This window comes from Streptomyces sp. NPDC005393 (genome assembly GCF_040606675.1).
Lineage (GTDB): Bacteria > Actinomycetota > Actinomycetes > Streptomycetales > Streptomycetaceae > Streptomyces.
Map to the genome: position 1 here is coordinate 24,713 of NZ_JBEXFG010000002.1, position 21,766 is coordinate 46,478.

The window sequence follows — 21,766 nt, forward strand, 5'->3', positions numbered from 1 at the left end:
AACGCCACTCTGTGCACGACGCGCCATACGGAGAGCGAAAATCAGACCGGCTGGGATGAAGGGCCCACGGCGCCCCGCGGTGCGGTAAACAGGGGCCATGGATCGCACCTCACGTGACAATGCGCAGGTCGCCGGAGTGCTGCTGGCGGCGGGCGGTGGACGGCGGCTGGGCGGGCGGCCGAAGGCCCTGTTGACGCACCGGGGACGGCCGCTGGTGGAGCACGCGGCGCAGGCGCTGCGGGAGGGCGGCTGCGCTCCGGTGCACATCGTGCTGGGCGCCGCCGCCGCGGCCGTACGGGCGCGGGCCCGGCTCCCCGGCTGCGTACTGGTCGACAATCCCGACTGGGAGCAGGGCATGGGCTCCTCGTTGCGCGCCGGGCTCGACTCGCTGGCCGGTACGGGGGCGCGGGCGGCGCTGGTCGCGCTGGTGGACCAGCCGGGGATCGGCGCCGAGGCCGTGGCACGGGTGCGGGCCGCCTATCGCTCGCCGACGAGCCTGGCGGCCGCGGTGTACGGCGCGGAGCGCGGGCATCCGGTGCTGTTCGGGGCCGAGCGGTGGGCCGATATCACGGCGAGTGCGGTGGGCGACCGAGGGGCACGCGCCTATTTGAGGGCGCATCAGTCGGCGATCACCCTCGTCGACTGCTCGGATATCGCCCGTACGGCCGACATCGACACCCCCGAGGACTTGACACTGCTGGAGTGAGGCCGACAGGAAGCGTGCCGCCGACGGGGCGCGTGGTTCAACAAACGATTGAAGTTCCACCATGAGGAAATTAGTATCCACAGGTCAGAAGCAGGCCGCTGAGGCAGGCCACCGCAGGCCGCTAAGGAGTGACAGCCCATGTCCGCACCAGCGCCGTCCCCGCTGGCCATCGTCGACGCCGAGCCGCTGGAGCGTCAGGGAGAGGTGCTGACCGACGCGGCCCTGGCCTTCCTGGCCGAGCTGCACCACCGCTTCACCCCGCGCCGCGACGAGCTGCTCGCCCGCCGTGCCGAGCGCCGCGCCGAGATCGCCCGCACCAGCGCCCTGGACTTCCTCCCGGAGACCGCCGCCATCCGCGAGGACCCGAGCTGGCGCGTGGCCCCGGCCCCGCCCGCCCTCGACGACCGCCGCGTGGAGATCACCGGCCCCACCGACCGCAAGATGACCATCAACGCCCTCAACTCGGGCGCCAGGGTCTGGCTCGCGGACTTCGAGGACGCCTCCGCGCCCACCTGGGACAACGTGATCGGCGGCCAGCTCAACCTCAGCGACGCCTATGAGCGCCGGATCGACTTCACCTCCCCCGAGGGCAAGACGTACGCGCTGCGCCCCGCCGAGGAGCTGGCCACCGTCGTCACCCGGCCGCGCGGCTGGCATCTCGACGAGCGCCATCTGCGGGACGCCGAGGGCCGTCCCGTCCCCGGCGCCCTCGTCGACTTCGGGCTCTACTTCTTCCACAACGCCCGGCGTCTGATCGAGATGGGCAAGGGCCCGTACTTCTACCTCCCGAAGACCGAGTCGCATCTGGAGGCGCGCCTCTGGAACGACGTCTTCGTCTTCGCACAGGACTACCTCTCCCTTCCGCAAGGGACGATCCGCGCCACCGTCCTCATCGAGACGATCACGGCGGCGTACGAGATGGACGAGATCCTCTACGAGCTGCGCGACCACGCCTCCGGGCTCAACGCGGGCCGCTGGGACTATCTCTTCTCCATCGTCAAGAACTTCCGCGACGGCGGCCCCGGCTTCGTCCTCCCCGACCGCAACGCGGTCACGATGACCGCCCCGTTCATGCGCGCCTACACCGAACTGCTGGTCCGCACCTGCCACAAGCGCGGCGCGCATGCGATCGGCGGCATGGCGGCCTTCATCCCCTCCCGCCGCGACCCCAAGGTCAACGCCGTCGCCTTCGACAAGGTCAGGGCGGACAAGGACCGTGAGGCGGGCGACGGCTTCGACGGCTCATGGGTCGCCCACCCAGATCTGGTCCCGGTCGCCCGTGCCTCCTTCGACGCGGTCCTCGGCGACCGGCCGAACCAGAAGGACCGGCTGCGCGAGGACGTCCGGGTCACGGCGGCCGAGCTGATCGACATCGCCTCGCTGGAGGCCAAGCCGACGTACGAGGGGCTGCGCAACGCCGTCCAGGTCGGCCTCCGCTATATCGAGGCGTGGCTGCGCGGGCTGGGCGCCGTCGCCATCTTCAATCTGATGGAGGACGCCGCCACCGCCGAGATCTCCCGCTCCCAGATCTGGCAGTGGATCAACGCGGGGGTCGTCTTCGAGAATGGCGAGAAGGCCACCGCCGATCTGGTGCGCACGGTGGCAGCCGAGGAGCTGGCGGCGATCCGCGAGGAGGTCGGCGCGGACGCCTTCGCCGCGGGCAAGTGGACCCAGGCGCACGAACTGCTGCTGCGGGTCGCGCTCGACGAGGACTACACGGAGTTCCTGACGCTGCCCGCGTACGAGCTGCTGGGCTGAGCGCGACGCGCCCCGGCCGCACCGGCGAAGGGCCCCGGACCGTAGTACGGACGGTCCGGGGCCCTCACCGCGCTACGGCGTTACGGCGTTACGGCGCGTGGAGCTGTGCGGCGAGGGAAAGCCGCACCCGAGGACATGGATCCAGAGCCCTCGCCCCCGGGTGCGGCCGCCGCCACGGGCCCGGGTCGGGCCCGGGCCCGCGTCCGGCCGGGAGCCGTCCCTCCCGGCCGGAGTCCGTGGGTCAGCTCTCGGCGGCGATACGGGCGAGGCGCCGCGCCTCGGTGCGCGCGTCCCGCGCGATCTCGTCCTCGTCGGCGGTCAGCAGCCGCCCGGCCTCCACCACCGGGCGGCCGTTGACCAGTGACAGGGCCACCGGGGCCGCCGCGCCGAGGACGAGGGCCGCGACCGGGTCCTCGATGGACGAGTGGCCGAGGCCGTCCAGCTTCCAGAGCACCAGATCGGCGAGTTTGCCCGCCTCCAGCGATCCGATCTGGTCCTGGCGGCCGAGCACCTGGGCGCCGCCGTAGGTGCCGAGCCGCAGCGCCTGACGGGTGGTCAGCGCCTTTTCGCGATGGGCGCCGAGCCGGTTGATCAGCAGCGCGTTGCGCAGCTCGGTGTGGAGCTCACCGGATTCGTTCGAGGCGGTGCCGTCCACGCCGAGGCCGACCGGGACGCCCTCGGCGAGCATGTCCGGGACCCGCGCGATCCCGGCGGCCAGCCGGGCGTTGGACGACGGGCAGTGGGCCACGCCCGTCCCGGTCCGCGCGAAGGCGTGGATGTCGGCGTCGTTCATATGGACGCAGTGGGCCATCCATACGTCCTCGCCCAGCCAGCCGGTCGACTCGAAGTAGTCCGTCGGCCCCATTCCGAACAGCTCATGGCAGAACTTCTCCTCCTCGACCGTCTCCGAGCCGTGCGTATGCAGCCGTACGCCCTTGCGCCGGGCCAGCGCCGCGGCCTCGCGGAGCAGGTCGGTGGAGACGGAGAAGGGCGAGCAGGGCGCGACCGCGATCTGCAGCATCGAGTCGAAGCCGGGGTCGTGGTGGGTGTCGACCGCCTGCTCGGTGGCGGCCAGCGCGCCCTCGGTGGTCTCGACGGCGAAGTCCGGCGGCAGCCCGCCGTCCGAGGCACCGCGGTCCATGGAGCCGCGCGCGGCGGTGAACCGCACGCCCATCTCGCGCGCCGCCCGGATCTCGGCGCCGAGCAGATCGCCGGCGCCGCGCGGGAAGACGTAGTGGTGGTCCATGGCGGTGGTGACACCGCCGCGCACCATCATCGCGAGCGAGCCGCGCGCCGCCGCGTGGACCATGTCCTCGTCGATCCGCGCCCAGGTGGGGTAGAGGGCGACCAGCCAGTCGAAGAGGTTGCAGTCCTGGGCGAGGCCGCGGGTGAGCCACTGGTAGAAGTGGTGATGGGTGTTGACCAGGCCCGGGGTGACCAGATGCCCGGTGCCGTCGACTCGGCGTACGACACCCCCCAGACCTTCCGGCGCGCGCCCCGCGCCCACCGACTCGATGCGGTTGCCCGCGACGACGACATGCCCACAGGCGTATGCGGTGTCGTGCGCGTCGACGGTCGCGACGGCGCAGTTCTCGATGACGATGCGGTTCACGGGGGCGGGGCCCTTCAGTCGGTGGGGATCGTGGCCTCGGCGCCGTCCCGCAGGACGGTGGCCTCGATGAGCCCGTATGGCCGGTCGGCGGCGAAGTACACCTCGTTGTCGTTCTTGAGGCCGAAGGGCGCCAGATCGACCGGAAAGTGGTGCTTGTTGGGGAGCGAGAGCCGTATCTCGTCGACCTCGGGACGACGCTCGATCACCCGCGCCCCCATCTGGTACAGCGTCTGCTGGAGCGAGAGCGAGTACGTCTCGGCGAAGGCGCTCAGCAGATGGCCGCGCGCCTCGGCCCAGTCGTGGTCCCAGTCGGGCATCGGCCGCGCGTCGTCGCTCCAGCCGTAGCGCCAGCGGGCGTGCACCTCGGTGGCGAGGACGCGGTCGCGCGCCTCCTTCAGGGTGGTGTACTTGTCCTTGACGTAGCCCCAGAACTCGGAGTCCGTCGAGTTCATCACGGTGAGGTCCTTGAGGCCGGCGAGCACCTCCCAGCGCTCACCGTCGTACGCGATCTGCGCGGTACGGACCTCCTGGCCCTTGCGGACGAAGGAGTGCTGGGCTCCTCCGGTCGTCCCGATCCGCTCCCAGGCGTACTCCTCGATGCGGATACGGGCGCTGTGGATCGGCTCCTGGCTGGTGACGAAGTGGCGGGCGAGGTGGATGCCGAACTGCTCGGCCGACTCGATGCCGTGCTCCTTGGCGAAGGCGTACACGGTGTTCTTGGTCGTGTCCGTCGGCAGGACGTTGGCGTTGCTGCCGGAGAGGTGGACGTCGCTCATCTCTCCCGACAGCGCCACCGAGACGTTGAGATCCTTGATGTGGTGGACGGCACCGTCGCGCACCATCCGGACGACGCGGGTTTCCGCTTTGCCGTACTGGTTCTGGCCGAGCTTGGGCATCGGTGCTAGCTCCCTCGGTATACGGAGTAGCCGAACGGGGTGAGGAGCAGCGGGACGTGGTAGTGCTCACCCGGCCCGACGGCGAAGACGACGGAGATCTCGGGGAAGAAGGCGGTGGCCCCGCCCCGCTGTTCGCGTGAGAGGTACGGCCCGGTCTCGAAGCGCAGCCGTACCTGGGTGGTGCCCTCGGGGAGGGCGGGCAGATCCTTGCAGCGGCCGTCGGCGTCGGTGACGGAGCCGGCGTGGGCCGCCCACGGTGTGTCGTGCCCCGAACGGACGGACAGCTCGACGCCCACACCCGCCGCCGGGCGGCCGAGGCTGGTGTCGAGGATGTGGGTGGACACGGAGGTGGCGGATGCCATCACCGCTCTCCTTCCGCTCGGGCTTCGATGAGCCGGGTCAGCCGGATGCGGTTGATCTTCCCCAGTTCGGTGCGGACGATCTCGCGCTCGGTGTCCTCATCGTTGCCGATCCGCTCTTCGAGAGCGGCGAGCATCTCCTCGCCGGTGCGGCCCGTGGCGCAGATCAGAAAGACATGGCCGTGGCGCTCCTGGTACGCGAGGTTCAGCTCCAGCAGCTCCTCGCGCAGATCGTCCCGCACCCCGCTCTGCTCCCGCGCCGAGGTGGCGTCGCCCGGTGCCGGCCGGCCGATGGGCGGGTGACCGGCCATCGCCTCGGCGAGATCGTCGGCGGTCAGCCCGGCCATGGCCGCGTCGGCGGCGTCGAGCAGCACGCCGACCCGGCCGTACGGCCGCCCGGCGGCCACCGCGGCACCCCAGGCCCGGCTGGCACACACCTCGTGCAGCAGCCGGGCCACGTCCCGCTCGTCCGCTGCGTTGAACCGGGTCAGGCCCGGCGGAGCGCTGGAAGTCACCCTCGCAAGCTAGGAGCCTCCCCCCTCGACCGTCAACGCTTTGTTGAAAACTTCGCGCCACATCACGGCTGCCGGCCCCCGCACGGCCGGGCCCCGCGTCATGCTGTTCCCCATGAACGACCGAGGCGGCATGAGCGACCGAGGCGGCGACGGGACAGGGGCGAGCCCTCTGCTCGCCGGCCTGCCGGACCGCTTGTGGTCCGTCCCCTATGCCGGCGCCCGCTTCCCCGGCTCGGCCGCGGTGACGGAGCGCCCCGGCCTCGGCGAGGGCGCCAACTGCCAGCTGTTCGCCTACGCGGTGCTGCGCCACTTCGGGCTTGAGCCGCCCGTACTCCGGTCGAGCGAACTGTGGGACGACCGGGAGTCCACAGCGCGCGTCACCGCCGCCCGCCCGCTCGATCTGCTGCTCTTCAACGCCGGCGACGCCGCCTTCGGCGCCCATGTGGGCGTCTGGGCGGGCCCGGATCACGTCCTCCACCTCTGCGCCGAGGTGGGGCGCCCGGCCGTATGGCCCATGGCCGCGTTCGCGGCCCGGCCGCGCTATCGGACGCTGGTCGGCGTCAAGCGGGTCGTCAAACGGGTCACTGCGAGCCCTTCTCGCGGTTGAGGTAGTTGTAGACGGTGAAGCGGCTGACGCCGAGCGCGCTCGCGACCGTTTCCACGCCGTGGCGCACCGAGAAGGCGCCGCGCTGCTCCAGCCGGCGGACGATCGACTGCTTGGTCTTGCGGTCGAGGGCCGAGAGCGGGGCGCCGTGGCGGCGTTGGAGGTCGGCGAGGATGTGGTCGAGCGAGTCGGAGAGGTGGGGCAGCCGTACGGCGACCAGCGCGCGGCCTTCCCAGGAGAGCAGGACATCGTCGCCCTGAGCCCGGTCGGGGGCGATCAGCTCGCCGCCCATGGCGTCGACGAGCGGCTTGACCGCCGAGACGAAGGGGTGGTCCCCCGGGCCGCTCACGCGTCGGCCTCCGCGATGACGTTGACCTGGAGCGAGACCCGGGTGGCGCCCGCCTCCAGGGACTTGCGCAGCAGCTGGTCCACGGCGGCGAGCACCGCGTCCGCCCGGCCCTCGGCGGTGTTGCCGAAGGGGCCGACGTCGACGGTGTCCAGTGGGGCGGCCTGGACGGTTTCGCGGGCCACCACGGCGTGGGGCGGCACCTCGTCGAGGTCGAACGGCTCGGTGGTGAACTCAACCCTCAATCTCACGCCGCCAACCTACTGCGCCCGCGGGCGCCTCCGGCAGCCCCTCTTGACAGCCCTTCGAGACCGGATCCATTCTTCCGTAATACAGAAGCTTACTTCCGAGATGCGGAAGGAGTCGAAGGTCCGTGGGATTCCCGGACGATCAGCGCTTCGACGTCAATCTCTCGATCCTCTTCACCGAGCTCCCCCTCCTGGAGCGCCCGGCGGCAGCGGCCGCGGCGGGCTTCGACGCGGTGGAGCTGTGGTGGCCGTGGGTCGAGGAGCCCGCACCCGGGACGGACCGACTCGACGCGCTGCGCGGCGCGTTGGAGGACGCCGGGACCCGGCTCGTGGGGCTGAACTTCTACGCGGGCCGGCTGCCGGGCCCCGACCGCGGCGCCCTGTCCGTACCCGGCGCCGAGTCGGACCGCTTCCGCGCGAATATCGACGCCGCGGCCGGCTTCGCCCGTTCCGTCGGCTGTACGGCGCTGAACGCGCTGTACGGAAACCGGGTCGCGGGCGTGGACCCCGAGGTCCAGGACGCCCTCGCGCTGGAGAATCTGGCACTGGCCGCCCGCGCCGCCGACCGGGTGGGCGCGACCCTGCTGATCGAGGCCCTGGGCGCGCCCGAGTCACCGCACTATCCGCTGGTGAGCGCTGCCGCCGCCGTCGAGGTCGCCGACCGGGTCAACAAGGCGACCGGGCTCGGCAACGCCGCCTTTCTGATGGACCTTTACCACCTGGCGGTGAACGGCGAGGACCTGCCCGAGGTCATCGACCGCTACGCCGCCGGCACCGGCCATGTGCAGATCGCCGACCACCCGGGCCGCGGCGCGCCCGGCACCGGCGGTCTCGACTTCCCCGATCTCCTCGGGCGGCTGACGAAGGCCGGTTACGACGGCTGGATCGGCCTGGAGTACAAGCCCACCGGTCCCAGCGCCGACTCCTTCCCGTGGCTGAGCCGAGCGAAAGGCCCCTCGTGAGCGACACACCGCCCAACGGCACACCGCCACGCGGCACACTGGCGAAGATCGCCTGGATCGGACTCGGGATCATGGGCTCCCCCATGTCCGAGAACCTGATCAAGGCCGGTTACGACGTCACCGGATTCACCCTGGAACAGGAGAAGCTGGACCGTCTCGCCGCGGCCGGCGGCACCCCCGCCGCCTCCCTCGCGGAGGCCGTGGCAAAGGCCGATGTCGTCATCACCATGGTTCCGGCCTCGCCCCAGGTCGAGGCCGTCGTGCTCGCGGAGGACGGCGTCCTCGCGCACGCCCGCCCCGGCGCGCTGCTGATCGACATGTCCTCGATCACCCCGCGGACCTCCCTCGCCGTGGCGAAGGCCGCGGCCGACGGCGGCAAGGGCATCCACGTCCTGGACGCCCCGGTCTCCGGCGGCGAGGCGGGGGCGGCCGAGGCGGTGCTGTCCATCATGGTCGGCGGGGCGCGCGAGGACTTCGACCGGGCCCGGCCGATCTTCGAGGCGCTCGGGAAGACGATCGTCCTGTGCGGTCCGCACGGCGCCGGCCAGACCGTGAAGGCCGCCAATCAGCTGATCGTCGCGACCAATATCCAGGCGTGCGCCGAGGCCGTCGTCTTCCTGGAGAAGTCGGGGGTGGACCTCGACGCCGCGCTGGACGTGCTCGCGGGCGGCCTCGCCGGGTCCACCGTCCTCACCCGGAAGAAGGCCGCCTTCCTGACCCGCGACTTCGCCCCCGGCTTCCGGATCGATCTGCACCACAAGGACATGGGCATCGTCACCGCCGCCGCCCGCGAGGTCGGCGCCGCGCTTCCGGTCGGCGCCGTGGTCGCCCAACTGGTCGCCGCCCTCCGGGCGCAGGGCGACGGCGGACTGGACCACTCCGCGCTGCTGCGCGGCGTCGAACGGCTGTCCGGTGGGGGCGTGAGCGGGGACCGGGCGCTCAGGCCTTAACACGTCGCCCCCACTGCGGGGGACGGATCGCCCAAGTCCCTCCCCCCGGTGGCCCGTTTCGTGGAGCATGGGCGGATACCGCGTCCGCCTCTCCCATAGACCCTCTACGGAGCGCCCTGATGACAGACAGCGTGCCGGTGCGCTGCCCCGCGTGCCGTCGCGAGCAGTCGTTCACGCCGCCCACCTTCCCGTGTTCGTGCGGCGCGCCGCTCACCCTTCCCGTCCTCCGCGACGGCTCCCTTGAGGAGATCGAGCACCGCACCTGGCAGGACCTCTGGGTGGCGGTGAACTGCCCGTCCTGCGGCCGCCAAGGACACTGGCCGCAGCCGGAGTTCGGCTGTGGATGCGGCGCGGTGGTCCGCGTCCCCGTCGTGCCCGCGCCGGACCCCTCGGATCGTCGTACGGCGGCCACGGGCGGCGGCCCGGCCGTGCTGCGCCCCGCCTTCCGGCCGGTGACGATCCGCACCGCCAAGGACGCGGTCACCGCCGCCGCCCAGTATCTGAAGTGGCTCGGCTTCCGCAGCCTGCGGCAGCGGGAGGACCGGGCGGCGTCCGGTGTGGACCTCTACGGATCGGGTGTCGTCGCCCAGGTCGATCCGACCACCCGCCCCACCGGGCTGCGGGACATCGAATGCCTGTGGCTGAACGGGCTCCATGAGTCGGCCGTGAGCGTCTTCTTCTCGCTCGCGGGCTATGCACGGGAGGCGCGGGCGCGCGCCGACGCGCTGCACATCCCGCTGTTCATCATGGACCTGACGGGCACTCCGCAGCCGGTCAACGATCCGGCGGATGTGCTGATCCGGAGGGGGCCGCCGGACGGCTGACCCCGTCTGTCCCTTGTCCATTATCGACCGGCCGAGGGCCGGTCGGCGCCACGCACGCCCACGCTCCTCGAGCGCCCGCGCACGCCGACCGGGGAAATACGCGCCTTCACCAACCGTCTGTACTTGCGCTCATGACGTGTGAACGCTTCCGTTGAGTCACCACCCCCACCGTTCAGCAGCTCACCCGACCTGTCCGCTCAACCGGCCGGAGGCCGAACGATGGCTGTTGCGTGGTACCTGAGATTGTCGGCGTCGCTCCTCACCCTCCTGACTCTGCTCCTGGTCGCCGGCTGCGGCGGCGGCAGCGACCTGCCGCCGCGCACGGCCGAGACCCCTGCGGCCGGTACGACACCCCCGCCCGGCACATCGTCCGGCGCCCCGCCCGGCACATCGTCCGGCAGCACCACCGGCGGAGGTGACAGCGCCGGCGACAGCGTGGAAGGGGACATCAACGCGGCGGTGTCCGTGACCAACGCCTACTGGCAGACCCACTGGGCCGAGCTCTTCACCGGCGCCTACAACCCCCCGCAGGTCCTGGGCCCGTACGACGGTGCCGCCGCCGACGTCCCCTCGTGCGGCGGAACGCCGCTGCCCAACGACAACGCCGTCTACTGCCCCGACGGCGACTTCGTGGCCTGGGACATGGACCTGATGCGATGGGGCCATGAGCGGGGCGACGCCTGGGTCTATCTGGTGATCGCCCATGAATGGGGCCACGCCGTCCAGAACCGCCTGGACGCGGGCCTCGTCGATCTCGCCCGGGAGTTGCAGGCCGACTGCCTCGCCGGGGCGGTCCTCTTCGGCGCCGCGAAGGACAAGACCCTCACCTTCGAGGACGGCGACACCAATGAACTGGCCGACGCCCTGACCGCCCTCGCCGACAAAACCCCCTGGACCAACACCTCCGACCACGGCGACGCGTCCCAGCGCGTCTCGTACTTCAGCCGGGGAGCGCAGAGTGGGGTGAAGGGCTGTCTTCCGAACGCGGGGCAGTGATGCGTGGCTCGGCCATCCAGGCCGAGCCGCGGCGGTACACGGCCCCGCACGGGTCGGGCGGACCCCGGTCGGGTCAGTGGGGCGTCAGCGCGGCGCCGTCTCGGGCTGCTCGGCTCGCAGTTCGGATGCCGACCGCGACTCGGGGAGGTGCGTCAGCTCGCGGACGCCCGCCTCGCGCAGTTCGACCTTGCGGACCTTACCGCTGACCGTCATCGGGAAGGCGTCCATGATGCGCAGATGGCGGGGCACCTTGTAGTGGGCGAGGCGGCCGCGGCAGAAGCGGGCGAGCTCATCGCGGGTGAGGGTTTTGGCGCCCTCGCGCAGGATGACGCAGGCCAGGATCTCCTCGCCGTACTTCTCGTCCGGTACGCCGACGACCTGCACATCCGCGATCTTGGGGTGGGTGTGCAGAAACTCCTCGATCTCCCGCGGATAGACGTTCTCGCCGCCGCGGATGATCATGTCCTTGATCCGGCCGACGATCTGGACATAGCCGTCCTCGCCCATCACCGCGAGATCACCGGTGTGCATCCAGCGCGCCGTGTCGATCGCCTCGGCCGTCCGCTCCGGCTCCTCCCAGTAGCCGAGCATCACCGAATAGCCGCGGGTGCACAGCTCGCCGCGGGTGCCGCGGGGGACGGTCACACCGGTGACCGGGTCCACGACCTTGATCTCGACATGGGGCATCACCCGGCCGACCGTGCCGGTGCGGCGCGTGAGGTCGTCGTCGCGCCGGGTCTGGGTGGAGACCGGTGAGGTCTCGGTCATGCCGTAGCAGATGGACACCTCGGCCATATGCATCTCGGCGACCACCCGCCGCATCACCTCCACCGGACAGGGCGATCCGGCCATGATCCCGGTGCGCAGGGAGGAGAGGTCGAAGGTGGCGAAGTCGGGCAGGGCCAGCTCCGCGATGAACATCGTCGGGACGCCGTAGAGCGAGGTGCAGCGCTCCCGTTCGACGGCGGCGAGCGTGGCGGCGGGGTCGAAGGTGGGGGCGGGGATGACGATGCAGGCGCCGTGGCTGGTGGCGCCCAGGTTACCCATCACCATGCCGAAGCAGTGGTAGAAGGGCACCGGGAGACAGACCCGGTCCCGCTCGGTGTAGGCGACCGTCTCGCCCACGAAGAAGCCGTTGTTGAGGACGTTGTGGTGGGAGAGGGTGGCGCCCTTGGGGAAGCCGGTGGTGCCGGAGGTGTACTGGATATTGACCGGATCGTCGCAGGAGAGCCGGGCCTCGCGCTCGGCCAGCCGCTCGGGCGCCACCCCGGAGCCCGCACGCACCAGCCCGTCCCAGGTCCGGTCGCCGATGTAGACGACATCGCGCAGGGCGGGGCAGTCGGAGCGCACCTGCTCGACCATCCGGCGGTAGTCGCTGGTCCTGTGCTCGATGGAGGAGACCAGAACGGAAATGCCGGCCTGCCGCAGCACATACCGCAGTTCATGTACGCGGTAGGCGGGGTTGATATTGACCATGATGGCGCCGATGCGGGCGGTCGCGTACTGCATCAGCACCCATTCGGGGCAGTTGACGGCCCAGATGCCGACCCGGTCGCCCTTGCCGACCCCCTTGGCCAGCAGTCCGAGCGCGACCGCGTCGACCGAACGGCCGAACTGGGCATACGTCCAGCGGCGGCCGGAGGCGATGTCGACCAGCGCCTCGCGCTCGCCGAACCGCTCGACGACACGGGCCAGATTGGCGCCGATGGTGTCGCCGAGCAGCGGCACGTCACTGGCTCCGCTGGCGTAGGAAGGGGCCGGTGGGGTCGTTGGGACCGGTGGGGCCGGTGGGGCCGGTGGCGCCGGTGGGTCGGATGGCAGGTCGGTCATGGCGTCTCCTGGTGATCACATGCGGAGTGAGGGTCGGTCATGAGGTCATGAGGCCATACGGCTCATGCGGGTCATACGGCTCATGAGTTCCACGCGGTTCCTAAGTCTCAAGCGGTTCATGCGCTTCATGCGCCTTATGCGCTTCATACACTTCATGCGCTTCATGCGCCTTATACGGTTCACGGGCTCAAGGGGCTCATGCCCCCTCCTCACGAAACTCGACGCCGTCGCCGCGCGCGGTGCGCTCGCGCAGCTCGATGCGGCGAATCTTGCCGGAGACGGTCTTGGGCAGCTCCGCGAACTCCAGACGGCGGACCCGCTTGTACGGGGCCAGCACCGCACGGGAGTGGGCGAAGAGCGCCTTCGCGGTGTCCGGTCCGGGCTCCCACCCCTCCGCCAGCACGATGTACGCCTTCGGCACGGCCAGCCGCAGCGGGTCGGGCGCCGGGACGACGGCGGCCTCGGCGACCGCCTCGTGCTCCAGCAGGGCGCTCTCCAGCTCGAAGGGCGAGACCTTGTAGTCGGAGCTCTTGAATACGTCGTCGCAGCGGCCGATGTAGGTGATGTAGCCGTCGGCGTCGCGCGAGCCGATGTCCCCGGTGCGGTAGTAGCCGCCGGCGGTGGCCTCGGCGGTGCGCTCCTCATCACCCTCGTAGCCGGTCATCAGGCCGACGGGGCGGCCGTCGGGGCCCGTCAGATCGAGACAGATCTCGCCCTCGTCGCCGGGCCGGCCGGTGACCGGATCGAGCAGGACGACCCTGAAACCGGGGGTCGGCCGGCCCATCGAGCCGGTCTTGAGCGGCTGACCGGGGGTGTTGGCGACCTGGACGGCGGTCTCGGTCTGGCCGAAACCGTCCCGGACCGTCACGCCCCAGGAGCGCCGCACATGCTCGATGACCTCGGGGTTGAGCGGCTCGCCCGCGGCGACGGCCTCGCGGGGCGGGGTGCGCAGCTGGGTGAGATCGGCCTGAATGAGCATGCGCCAGACGGTGGGCGGGGCGCAGAAGGTGGTGATCCCGCAGCGGTCCATCTCCGCCATCAGGCGGGTGGGGTCGAAGCGCGTGTAGTTGTGGACAAAGACGGTCGCCTCGGCGTTCCAGGGGGCGAAGAGGTTGGACCAGGCGTGCTTGGCCCAGCCCGGGGAGGAGATGTTGAGGTGCATATCGCCCGGTTTGAGCCCGATCCAGTACATCGTCGCCAGATGTCCGATGGGGTACGAGATATGGGTGTGTTCGACGAGTTTGGGGCGGGCGGTCGTGCCGGAGGTGAAGTACAGCATCAGGGGGTCGCCGGCGAGGGTGGGCCCGTCGGGTACGAAGGGCTCGTCGTCCTGGGTGCCGCCCGTCGTCACGTCGGCCGTACGGGCGTCCTCGTACGCCAGCCAGCCGGCCGGTGCGCCGCCGACGGCGATCCGCGTGTAGGCGCCCGCCACCTCGGCGAACTTCCCGGCGTCCGCGGCCCGCACGATCACATGTTTCGCCTTGCCGCGGTCGATGCGGTCCGCGAGGTCGAGCGGGCCGAGCAGCGGGGTGGCCGGGATGACGACGGCGCGCAGCTTCATCGCCGCCAGCGCCGTCTCCCACAGCTCGACCTGGTTGCCCAGCATGACCACGATGCGGTCCCCGGCCCGGACCCCCTGGGCGCGCAGCCAGTGCGCGGCCCGGTCGGAGCGGCGGCGCATCTCGTCGAAGCTCACGCGGATCTCTTGGCCGTCTTCCTCGACGATGTGCAGCGCGGTACGGTCGCCGCTTGTGTCGGCGATGTGGTCGAACCAGTCCAGTGCCCAGTTGAAGTGGGTGGGGCGTGGTGAGCTGAACCCCTCGTATGCCGCCGTGTAGTCGTCCCGGTGGTCGAGAAGGAAGTCCCGTGCCATGCGGAAGTCGCGAGACGGACTCTTTGCTGTCACTTGTCCTCCTGATTGACGTACCGATCGCTAGCATCGTGCGACGAGTGATCTGAGTCTCACCACCCCCGGACGGGGGTGGCGGTATTTCCGGGAGGTGGCCGTGGCGGAATCGGACCGGGCCGTCGACGTACGGACCACGCTGCAGCGAATGCGCCGGCGCGGTGGACTGCCCGTCGCGTTCGGCGGGCTCTTCACGGGCTCACGGCAGTTCCGTATCTCCGAACTCACCGGGACCACCACCAACGCCCTGCACGGGCTCGCCATCACGCCGGGCAACGGGCTGGGCGGCAAGGTGCTCACCATGTCCCGGCCGATCTCGGTGGCGGACTACCCCACCTCGCGGGCGATCAGCCATGAGTACGACGCGGTGGTGGGCGCCGAGGGGCTGCGCTCGATGCTGGCGGTGCCGGTCGTCGTACGGGGCCGGGTGCGCGGAGTGCTGTACGGCGCGCTGCGCCAGCCGCTGATGCTCGGCGACCGCGCCCTGAGCGCGGCGGTGGAGGCGGCGCGCGAACTCGAGCAGTCGCTCGCGGTGCAGGAGGAAGCGCAGCGGCTGATGACCGTGGCACATCAGCCGCCATCGGCCGCGGATACCGATCCGGCGCTGTGGGAGGAGGTGCGCAAGGCCCATGTCGACCTCCGCGCGCTCGCGCACCGCGTCCCGGACCCGCAGCTACGAGCGGAGATCCTCACCGCCTGCGGCCGCCTGGCCCGGGCCTCCTCGGGCACCGGCCGTGAGCCGTCGGCCCGGCAGGTGGTGGAGCTGTCACCGCGCGAGGTGGACGTACTGGCCTGCGTGGCCTCGGGCGCCACGAACTCGGCGGCGGCGGACCGGCTGGGGCTGCGGCCGGAGACGGTGAAGAGCTATCTGCGCTCCTGTATGCGGAAGTTGGGGGCACAAACGCGCTTGCACGCGGTGGTCGAGGCTCGCCGGGCGGGGCTCCTGCCGTAGGGGGCGACGGCGAGCCCGGGGTGCCGTCCCCGCGCGGCGCACCGGGGCCCGGGTGCCGGTCCGGGCACGGACAACGCCGCCCCGCGCGGCACCCCGGCTCGGCCCTGTGGGCGCCGTGCCCGTGCTCGTACCGAGCCGCGGGTATCGCGCGCCACGCCGCGGCCCGACCACGGCGGCGCGGGCCCGGCCGGCGGCGGCGAGCACGGACCGCGCCCCCGGAAGCCGGGGCGCAAGGAGATCACGCTGCCTTGCGACGCTCTTCGACGCGGCCGGGCCGGTCGCCGTCGTACCGCTTGCCGGGCGCCCGCTGCCGCGACATCGCGGCGGCCGACGAGGCGCCGCACGCGCCCGGCGCCGCGTCGTCGCCGCCACCGGCCGGATGAGACCCGGGTGACCGTCACCGCGGCGCGGCGGCGCGGGCCGTCCGTGGCGCCCTGCCGCCCCTGCCCCGCGCACCGGAGCCCGGGGCTCGGCGGAGCCGGGGGCCCGCCGGGGCCCCGGGCCGCCACGTGGGCATTTGCGGGGATATCCTGCATTGAGGCCAGTGCTCCGCGCCCGTGCGCCCGCGACAAGGAGGTGAGGTCCGCGATGAACAGTGAACCTCCCAGTCGCATGCCGCGAGGCGCCACCCCGGCCCGGCTGGTCCGAGCCTGAGCGCGACGCCCAGCGCGACGCCCGGCTCGACCCCGGCCCCCGGCCCGGTGGCGGCGTCTGTGGTGTGCCCCGTTGCCCCGCCCAGCGTCCGCTACCCGTAAGGACCCCTCATGCCCGAGCGCCGCTCCCGCACCCCGCGCCCGACGAAGCGGTACCCCTGGCTGCGCCCCGCCGGGACGGGCCGGGCCAATTCCACCCCGCGGCCCGCCCCGGCGCCCCCGGGCCCCTCGCGCGGTGAGTCCCGGCCCGACTCCTCCGCCGATGCCGCCCCCGCCACCGACGAGCGCAGTGTGGTCGACGCGGCGGTCTACCGCGACGGCCGCCGGGTCGGCACGCCCGACACCCTCGCCGCGACCTACCGGCGGCTGCGCGAGGCGCCGGGCGCCATGGCGTGGATCGGGCTCTACCGGCCGAGCGAGGCGGAGCTGCTCTCGCTCGCTCAGGAGTTCGATCTGCACAAGCTGGCCATCGAGGACGCGCTGGAGGCCCATCAGCGGCCCAAGCTGGAGCGATACGGCGACACGCTGTTCGTGGTGCTGCGGGCCGCCCGCTACCTCGACGCGGCCGAGGAAGTCGACTTCGGCGAGCTGCATGTCTTCGTGGGCCCCGACTTCGTCATCACCGTCCGGCACGGCGCCGCCCCGGATCTGTCCGCGGTGCGCGGCCGGATGGAGACGACGCCCGAGCTGCTGGCGCTGGGCCCCGAGGCCGTGCTGTACGCGATCCTGGACGCGGTGGTGGACGGCTATGCCCCGGTGGTCGCGGGGGTGCAGAACGACATCGACGAAATCGAGACCGAGGTCTTCCGCGGCGACCCCGAGGTGTCGCGCCGTATCTATGAACTCTCCCGCGAAATGGTCGAGTTCCAGCGGGCGACCCGCCCGCTGGTGGGAATGTTGCACGGTCTGATGGCGGGCTTCGACAAGTACGGCACCGACGACGAGCTGCAGCGCTATCTGCGCGATGTCGCCGACCACGTGACCCACACCAGCGAGCGCGTGGACGGCTTCCGCTCGGCCCTCAGCGACATTCTCGCGGTGAACGCCACCTTGGTGACCCAGCAGCAGAACGCGGAGATGAGGGCGCTGGCGGAGGCCGGATTCGAGCAGAACGAAGAGGTCAAGAAGATCTCCGCCTGGGCGGCCATCCTCTTCGCGCCGACCCTCGTCGGCACCATCTACGGCATGAACTTCACTCATATGCCGGAGCTGGACTGGGTGCTGGGGTATCCCTTCGCGATTGTGCTGATGGCGGTGGTGTGCGTCAGCCTCTACCTCGTTTTCAAGCGCCGCGGCTGGCTCTGAGAATCCGGTGTCCCGATGGTTGCCGAGCTCGCGCGCACCCCCATACGTTTGGGCTCAAATCTTCTGCGCGAGGGAAGGCCGAACACCGATGGAGTGGTCGGAGGGGTTCGGCCCGTTTCCGGCCCATCCGTCGCTCGACATCGACGACACCAGGTTCGCCGAGGCGTTCAGGGAGTTCACAAAGCGGCTGAAGGACAACTACCCCTTTTTTCATTCCCGTTACGCCGGACAGATACTCAAGCCCCCGCATCCCGCCGCCATCGTCGGCTATCGGGCGCGCGGATCCTGCGCAGCGTGCTGATGAAGCCGGAATCCGAGCACCATGTGACGGGGCTGCAGACCCGGGTGGAGGAACTCGCCCGGCGGTCCTGATCCGTCTCTCGCCTCAACTGGCAGATTTCCCGGGCTGGTTGTGCTTCGATGCCGTTCGGCACGGTACGAACAGGCGAGCGACAGGAGTATGCGTATGGACCGGCGAGGGTTTCTCAGGGGCGCGGCCGCCCTCTCCACCGCGGGGCTGATCACCGCCGCGGGCGGGGCGGCGACGGCGATCGCCGCACCGCCCCGGCCGCTGGCCGCCCAGGACTGGCTGTCCGCCATCGCCGACGCCACGCCCGTCCAGCGGCTGACGCTGCCCGGAACCCATGACTCCGGCGCGCGCTACGGCGGCCCCTGGACGGAGTGCCAGAACACCACCATCGCCGACCAGCTGAACAGCGGCATCCGCTTCCTGGACATCCGCTGCCGCGCCTTCGACAACGCCTTCCCCATCCACCACGGCGCCTTCTACCAGAATCTCAACTTCGACGATGTGCTGGGCGCCTGCCGCTCCTTCCTCTCCGCGCATCCGTCGGAGACGGTGCTGATGCGGGTCAAGCAGGAGTACTCGGAGGAGAGCGCCGCCGAGTTCCGCCGGATCTTCGACACCTACCTCGACGGCAAGGGCTGGCGCTCGCTCTTCCGTCTCGACAGCACCCTGCCCACCCTGGGCCAGGCCCGCGGCAGGGTCGTGCTGCTCGCCGACTCCGACAACATGCCGGGGGTGCGGTACGCCGACGCGCAGCTCTTCGACATCCAGGACGACTACATGGCGGAGCCGTTCGGCAAGTACCCGAAGATCGAGGGCCAGTTCCGCAAGGCGGCGGCCCAGCCCGGCAAGCTCTTCATGAACTACGTCAGCACCGCCGCCCTCCTCCCGCCCCGCTCCAACGCGGACCGTCTCAACCCCCAGGTCAAGTCCTTCCTGGAGGGCTCGGAGGCCCAGGGCTGGACGGGGCTCGGCATCGTCCCGATGGACTTCCCGAACACCACATCCGGCCTGGTCGACGCCCTGGTCCGGCACAACCCGACGGCCTGACGAGGAGCGGGGAGGGAGAAGAAGCGGGTGGTCAGCGGCGGCGGACGCCGACCACCGGGCGTGCGTGGCGTACGAGCTCCAGGGCCTGTTCCGGGAACCACTGCCCCGCGTCGGGGTTGACCGTCCCCCGCTCCGGGTCCTGGGGCCCGGCCGTACCGCGCAGACACCGTCCGTCCGACTCCCCGGGCGTCTTCACCCACAGCGCCGCGTCCTGCAGCGGATCGCCCGTACGGGTGGTGGGCCGGGTGCCCAGTCCGCGGCCGGGCGGGTTGCACCACGCCTGGGGGTCGATGTGCTCACTGGTCCTGGGCGTCCACGGGCCGCGGCCGTTGCGGCTGGTGTCGGTGACGAAGTGCTTCATACGGGCCGGATCGGCCGGTGCGTGGGCGCGCATCCAGGCGCGGGCGTGCCGCCGCGACCAGGTCTGGTCGGCGCAGTCCTCGGGGTCTCCGCCGTCGTCGACGTAGGCGAGGCAGGAGGAGACGAGCCGCCCGTACCAGGCGTTGGCCTTGTCCGTCTGGTAGTGGGAGACGTTGACGGCGAAGCCGGTGGCCTCGTCGATCCCGGCCGTGATGAGGCGGGGCACGATGCTGCTGACGGCATGCCAGCCCGCATGGCCCGCGTCCAGGTAGACCATGGTGTGGCTGAGCGCGGAGAGGGCGTCGACCGCGTAGTGGATCTCGGAGTAGCGGGCGACGGTCTGCGGGTCGTCCTCGGCGGTGGGGTCGTCGGGCTCGTCGAGGCGTCCGGCGGCGGCCGGGTCGTCGACAGGGGGGATCGCGGGGTCGGGGTCCGGGGTGGGAGTGGGCGTCGGGGCGGGGTCGGCCGCGGGGGTCTGGGGTGCGTCGGTCCGAGGTGCGGCGGTCTGGGCTACGGGGGCCTCGGCCGCGGGGGCGGTCTGCGCCGCCGGAGCCGTCGGCCCGTTCGGGTCGGGCAGCGGGGGGAGCTCGGTGAGCGTGGGCTTGGGTGTGGGGGTGGCCCTATCGGCGTTGTCGGTCGCGGCGGGCACCGTGCCCTGCTGCGCATCCGTACTGCCCTCGGCGGGGGCGGCCGGATCGGCCACGGCACCGCCGGGCACGGCGCCCGGCCGCGCATCCGTACCGCCCTGCTCCTGCCCGGCGGCGCCCGTGTCCTCCTCCGCCGGGCAGTCGGACGGCAGCAGCGCCAGCGAGTCGGGCTCGAGGACGACGAGCGCCTCGCGGTCGCCGATGCCCTCGGCGACGGCGTCGATCCACGCCTCGTACTCGGCGGCGCTCCGCGCTCCGCCGCTGGAGTAGCTGCCGCAGTCACGGCCGGGGACGTCGTAGAGGGCGAGGACCGGCAGCGCTCCTTGCCAGTGGGCGCGGCGGGTGGTCCTGCGGACCATCCGCTCGACCTGCTCCGGCGTCTCGTCCCCGTACCAGACCGCCTGTGGCGTACGCACCATGGAGAGGAGCCCGACGGAGTCGCGGTAGGCGCCCCGCCAGGCGAGCCGGGTCACCTGGCGGTAGGAGTCCCGGTCGGACGGCGGCACATAGAGACGGACCCTGCGCGAGGGCTCGTCGCCGCCCTTCTGCACGGCCGCGTTCACGGCGGGAGTCATCAGCAGAGGCAGGGTGGTCGCGGCCAGAACGGCCATCGGCACGATGAAGGTTTTCCGTCTCTTTCGCACAGGCGCACTCCAGGGGGCGGCGGGGCCACGGTCGGTTTTCTGACTCTCACTCAGAAACCGGCGCCCGGCAACGCCCCTTCCGCCAGGTGGCGGAACGGGTTTCCCGCCCAGGAGTGGCGTTAGATCAGATGATCGTCAAGCGACGGACCCGATCCGGCCCGTGGGCGGGTGGGTGTCATGGTGGATCGGGGTCCGCACCCCCGTGAGCGGCGCCCCGCTGCCACCCCGCCGACTTGCGACGATCTCGCTCGCGATGGACAGGGCGGTCTCCTCCGGGGTGCGGGCGCCGAGGTCGAGCCCGATCGGGGAGCGCAGCCGTGCCAGGTCCCGCTCGCCCACGCCGACGTCGCGTAGCCGCCGCAGCCGGTCCAGATGGGTACGGCGCGAGCCCATCGCCCCGACGTACGCGACGGGCAGCCGCAGCGCCCGCTCCAGCAGCGGCACGTCGAACTTCGCGTCGTGGGTGAGCACGCACAGCACCGTCCGGGCGTCCACCTCGACCGTGTCGAGATAGCGGTGCGGCCAGTCGACGACCACCTCGTCGGCGTCCGGGAAGCGGTGCGCGGTCGCGAAGACAGGGCGGGCGTCGCAGACCGTCACGTGGTAGTTGAGGAACTTCCCGATCCGCACGAGCGCGCTCGCGAAGTCGATCGCACCGAAGACGATCATGCGCGGGGCCGGCACGCTGGACTCGACCAGCAACGTCACCGCCTGCCCGCACCGGCTCCCCTCGGCACCGACGACCACGGTCGCGGTGCGCCCGGCGTCCAGCAGCGCCCGTGCCTCCGCCGCGGCGGTGCGGTCGAGCACGGTGCGGTCCGAGGCGGGGCCGGCACGGCCCGGGAGCGCGGCGAAGCCGCCCTCGTACGTCCCGTCGGAGCGTACGAGCAGGGCGCGGCCCAGGAGATCCGGCGGGCCGTCCACCACCCGCACAAGAGCCGTGGCCCTCCCTCCGTCCGCCGCGGAGCGAGCGGCGGCGGCCAGGACCGGGCGGAGGGGGCGGTCGGCGGCCGGGACCGGCGTGACCAGGACATCGATGGTCCCGCCGCAGGTCAGGCCCACCGCGAAGGCGTCCTCGTCGGAGTAGCCGAAGGTCTCGCGCAGCGTCTCGCCGGTCCGCAGCGCCTCCTGGCACAGCTCGTACACCGCGCCCTCGACACAGCCGCCGGACACGCTGCCGACCGCCGTTCCGTCGGCGTCGACCGCGAGGGCCGCGCCGGGCTGACGGGGCGCGCTGCCGCCGACGGACACCACCGTGGCGACGGCGAAGTCACGCCCCTCCTCGCACCAGCGGTGCAGCTCGGCAGCGATGTCCAGCATGATGATCAGCTCCTTG

The 21,766-nt window shown here is 71.7% G+C and carries 20 protein-coding genes and 2 pseudogenes; 11 read left to right on the forward strand and 11 right to left on the reverse strand.

Translation table 11 applies throughout. From position 1 onward, the window contains the following. The first annotated feature begins 97 nt into the window (after window positions 1–97). Window positions 98–706, forward strand: a complete 609-nt coding sequence (locus tag ABZS71_RS02630) for a nucleotidyltransferase family protein (RefSeq protein ID WP_356206932.1) — start codon at window positions 98–100, stop codon at window positions 704–706. Window positions 707–844: 138 nt separating this feature from the next. Continuing rightward, window positions 845–2,464 (forward strand): malate synthase A, encoded by a 1,620-nt coding sequence (gene aceB, locus ABZS71_RS02635; protein ID WP_356206935.1) that lies wholly within the window; start codon window positions 845–847, stop codon window positions 2,462–2,464. A gap of 241 nt (window positions 2,465–2,705) precedes the next feature. On the opposite strand, the gene ABZS71_RS02640 is transcribed toward aceB, so the two are convergent. Genes ABZS71_RS02640 through uraD form a run of 4 tightly spaced genes read right to left on the reverse strand, consistent with a single transcriptional unit; the run spans window position 2,706 to window position 5,846 of the window. Beyond that, window positions 2,706–4,076 carry an 8-oxoguanine deaminase gene (locus ABZS71_RS02640; RefSeq protein WP_356206937.1) on the reverse strand — a complete coding sequence of 457 codons (1,371 nt, stop codon included), beginning with the start codon at window positions 4,074–4,076 and terminating at the stop codon, window positions 2,706–2,708. A gap of 14 nt (window positions 4,077–4,090) precedes the next feature. Continuing rightward, window positions 4,091–4,972, reverse strand: a complete 882-nt coding sequence (gene pucL, locus ABZS71_RS02645) for a factor-independent urate hydroxylase (protein WP_356206940.1) — start codon at window positions 4,970–4,972, stop codon at window positions 4,091–4,093. A 5-nt stretch (window positions 4,973–4,977) separates the two neighbouring features. Then, window positions 4,978–5,334 (reverse strand): hydroxyisourate hydrolase, encoded by a 357-nt coding sequence (gene uraH / locus ABZS71_RS02650; protein WP_356206943.1) that lies wholly within the window; start codon window positions 5,332–5,334, stop codon window positions 4,978–4,980. Then, window positions 5,334–5,846 (reverse strand): 2-oxo-4-hydroxy-4-carboxy-5-ureidoimidazoline decarboxylase, encoded by a 513-nt coding sequence (gene uraD / locus ABZS71_RS02655; RefSeq protein WP_356206945.1) that lies wholly within the window; start codon window positions 5,844–5,846, stop codon window positions 5,334–5,336. Before uraD ends, uraH begins: the two co-directional genes overlap by 1 nt. A gap of 112 nt (window positions 5,847–5,958) precedes the next feature. On the opposite strand from uraD, the gene ABZS71_RS02660 reads away from it, so the two are divergent. After that, entirely contained in the window at window positions 5,959–6,453 is a 495-nt protein-coding gene (locus ABZS71_RS02660) for a hydrolase (RefSeq protein ID WP_356206948.1), read from the forward strand. On the opposite strand, the gene ABZS71_RS02665 is transcribed toward ABZS71_RS02660, so the two are convergent. Both ABZS71_RS02665 and ABZS71_RS02670 read right to left on the reverse strand, forming a co-directional pair. Then, the gene (locus ABZS71_RS02665) at window positions 6,428–6,799 is read right to left on the reverse strand and encodes a helix-turn-helix domain-containing protein (protein WP_355849117.1); all 372 of its coding nucleotides are present in this window, start codon (window positions 6,797–6,799) and stop codon (window positions 6,428–6,430) included. The genes ABZS71_RS02660 and ABZS71_RS02665 overlap by 26 nt on opposite strands. Next, on the reverse strand, window positions 6,796–7,047 hold the full coding sequence (locus ABZS71_RS02670) for a hypothetical protein (protein WP_356206951.1): 252 nt from the start codon (window positions 7,045–7,047) through the stop codon (window positions 6,796–6,798). Before ABZS71_RS02670 ends, ABZS71_RS02665 begins: the two co-directional genes overlap by 4 nt. 122 nt (window positions 7,048–7,169) lie before the next feature. Here ABZS71_RS02670 and ABZS71_RS02675 point away from each other — a divergent pair, with 122 nt between their 5' ends. From ABZS71_RS02675 to ABZS71_RS02690, 4 genes are all read left to right on the forward strand, one after another. Further along, the gene (locus ABZS71_RS02675; RefSeq protein WP_356206953.1) at window positions 7,170–8,006 is read left to right on the forward strand and encodes a TIM barrel protein; all 837 of its coding nucleotides are present in this window, start codon (window positions 7,170–7,172) and stop codon (window positions 8,004–8,006) included. Further along, complete coding sequence (locus tag ABZS71_RS02680) at window positions 8,003–8,956, forward strand: 2-hydroxy-3-oxopropionate reductase (protein ID WP_355849126.1); 954 nt, start codon at window positions 8,003–8,005, stop codon at window positions 8,954–8,956. Before ABZS71_RS02675 ends, ABZS71_RS02680 begins: the two co-directional genes overlap by 4 nt. 119 nt (window positions 8,957–9,075) lie before the next feature. Continuing rightward, window positions 9,076–9,780, forward strand: coding sequence for a hypothetical protein (locus ABZS71_RS02685; RefSeq protein WP_356206955.1), 705 nt, complete (start codon window positions 9,076–9,078; stop codon window positions 9,778–9,780). 219 nt (window positions 9,781–9,999) lie between these two features. Then, on the forward strand, window positions 10,000–10,776 hold the full coding sequence (locus ABZS71_RS02690; protein WP_356206957.1) for a neutral zinc metallopeptidase: 777 nt from the start codon (window positions 10,000–10,002) through the stop codon (window positions 10,774–10,776). A gap of 84 nt (window positions 10,777–10,860) precedes the next feature. On the opposite strand, the gene ABZS71_RS02695 is transcribed toward ABZS71_RS02690, so the two are convergent. Both ABZS71_RS02695 and ABZS71_RS02700 read right to left on the reverse strand, forming a co-directional pair. Next, complete coding sequence (locus tag ABZS71_RS02695) at window positions 10,861–12,606, reverse strand: AMP-binding protein (RefSeq protein ID WP_356206959.1); 1,746 nt, start codon at window positions 12,604–12,606, stop codon at window positions 10,861–10,863. Window positions 12,607–12,802: 196 nt separating this feature from the next. Next, window positions 12,803–14,479: an AMP-binding protein gene (locus ABZS71_RS02700; protein ID WP_356207522.1), complete on the reverse strand. Its 1,677-nt coding sequence runs from the start codon at window positions 14,477–14,479 to the stop codon at window positions 12,803–12,805. A gap of 133 nt (window positions 14,480–14,612) precedes the next feature. Here ABZS71_RS02700 and ABZS71_RS02705 point away from each other — a divergent pair, with 133 nt between their 5' ends. The 4 genes from ABZS71_RS02705 to ABZS71_RS02720 all read left to right on the forward strand — a co-directional run bounded on the left by ABZS71_RS02705 (window position 14,613) and on the right by ABZS71_RS02720 (window position 18,779). After that, window positions 14,613–15,464: a LuxR C-terminal-related transcriptional regulator gene (locus ABZS71_RS02705; protein ID WP_355849138.1), complete on the forward strand. Its 852-nt coding sequence runs from the start codon at window positions 14,613–14,615 to the stop codon at window positions 15,462–15,464. A gap of 764 nt (window positions 15,465–16,228) precedes the next feature. Next, entirely contained in the window at window positions 16,229–17,422 is a 1,194-nt protein-coding gene (locus tag ABZS71_RS02710; protein WP_356206961.1) for a magnesium and cobalt transport protein CorA, read from the forward strand. Between the two features lie 88 nt (window positions 17,423–17,510). Beyond that, window positions 17,511–17,723, forward strand: a complete 213-nt coding sequence (locus ABZS71_RS02715; RefSeq protein ID WP_356206964.1) for a hypothetical protein — start codon at window positions 17,511–17,513, stop codon at window positions 17,721–17,723. Between the two features lie 165 nt (window positions 17,724–17,888). Continuing rightward, window positions 17,889–18,779 carry a phosphatidylinositol-specific phospholipase C gene (locus ABZS71_RS02720; protein WP_356206967.1) on the forward strand — a complete coding sequence of 297 codons (891 nt, stop codon included), beginning with the start codon at window positions 17,889–17,891 and terminating at the stop codon, window positions 18,777–18,779. A 31-nt stretch (window positions 18,780–18,810) separates the two neighbouring features. Here ABZS71_RS02720 and ABZS71_RS02725 read toward each other — a convergent pair. The 3 genes and pseudogenes from ABZS71_RS02725 to ABZS71_RS02735 all read right to left on the reverse strand — a co-directional run. Continuing rightward, window positions 18,811–19,482, reverse strand: a pseudogene (locus ABZS71_RS02725) (glycoside hydrolase family 6 protein); the annotation flags it as partial. Window positions 19,483–19,935: 453 nt separating this feature from the next. Next, window positions 19,936–20,397, reverse strand: a pseudogene (locus ABZS71_RS02730) (glycoside hydrolase family 6 protein); the annotation flags it as partial. Between the two features lie 168 nt (window positions 20,398–20,565). Next, window positions 20,566–21,750, reverse strand: a complete 1,185-nt coding sequence (locus ABZS71_RS02735) for an XdhC/CoxI family protein (RefSeq protein WP_356206970.1) — start codon at window positions 21,748–21,750, stop codon at window positions 20,566–20,568. Window positions 21,751–21,766: the final 16 nt, after the last annotated feature.

Bases quoted from the DNA above. Each gene is read 5' to 3' on its own strand.
- ABZS71_RS02715 (WP_356206964.1), top strand. From the start codon at position 17,511: ATGGAGTGGTCGGAGGGGTTCGGCCCGTTTCCGGCCCATCCGTCGCTC.
- ABZS71_RS02720 (WP_356206967.1), top strand. From the start codon at position 17,889: ATGGACCGGCGAGGGTTTCTCAGGGGCGCGGCCGCCCTCTCCACCGCG.
- aceB (WP_356206935.1), top strand. From the start codon at position 845: ATGTCCGCACCAGCGCCGTCCCCGCTGGCCATCGTCGACGCCGAGCCG.
- ABZS71_RS02690 (WP_356206957.1), top strand. From the start codon at position 10,000: ATGGCTGTTGCGTGGTACCTGAGATTGTCGGCGTCGCTCCTCACCCTC.
- ABZS71_RS02685 (WP_356206955.1), top strand. From the start codon at position 9,076: ATGACAGACAGCGTGCCGGTGCGCTGCCCCGCGTGCCGTCGCGAGCAG.
- ABZS71_RS02660 (WP_356206948.1), top strand. From the start codon at position 5,959: ATGAACGACCGAGGCGGCATGAGCGACCGAGGCGGCGACGGGACAGGG.
- ABZS71_RS02695 (WP_356206959.1), bottom strand. From the start codon at position 12,606: ATGACCGACCTGCCATCCGACCCACCGGCGCCACCGGCCCCACCGGCC.
- pucL (WP_356206940.1), bottom strand. From the start codon at position 4,972: ATGCCCAAGCTCGGCCAGAACCAGTACGGCAAAGCGGAAACCCGCGTC.
- uraH (WP_356206943.1), bottom strand. From the start codon at position 5,334: ATGGCATCCGCCACCTCCGTGTCCACCCACATCCTCGACACCAGCCTC.
- ABZS71_RS02710 (WP_356206961.1), top strand. From the start codon at position 16,229: ATGCCCGAGCGCCGCTCCCGCACCCCGCGCCCGACGAAGCGGTACCCC.
- ABZS71_RS02735 (WP_356206970.1), bottom strand. From the start codon at position 21,750: ATGCTGGACATCGCTGCCGAGCTGCACCGCTGGTGCGAGGAGGGGCGT.
- ABZS71_RS02630 (WP_356206932.1), top strand. From the start codon at position 98: ATGGATCGCACCTCACGTGACAATGCGCAGGTCGCCGGAGTGCTGCTG.
- ABZS71_RS02700 (WP_356207522.1), bottom strand. From the start codon at position 14,479: ATGGCACGGGACTTCCTTCTCGACCACCGGGACGACTACACGGCGGCA.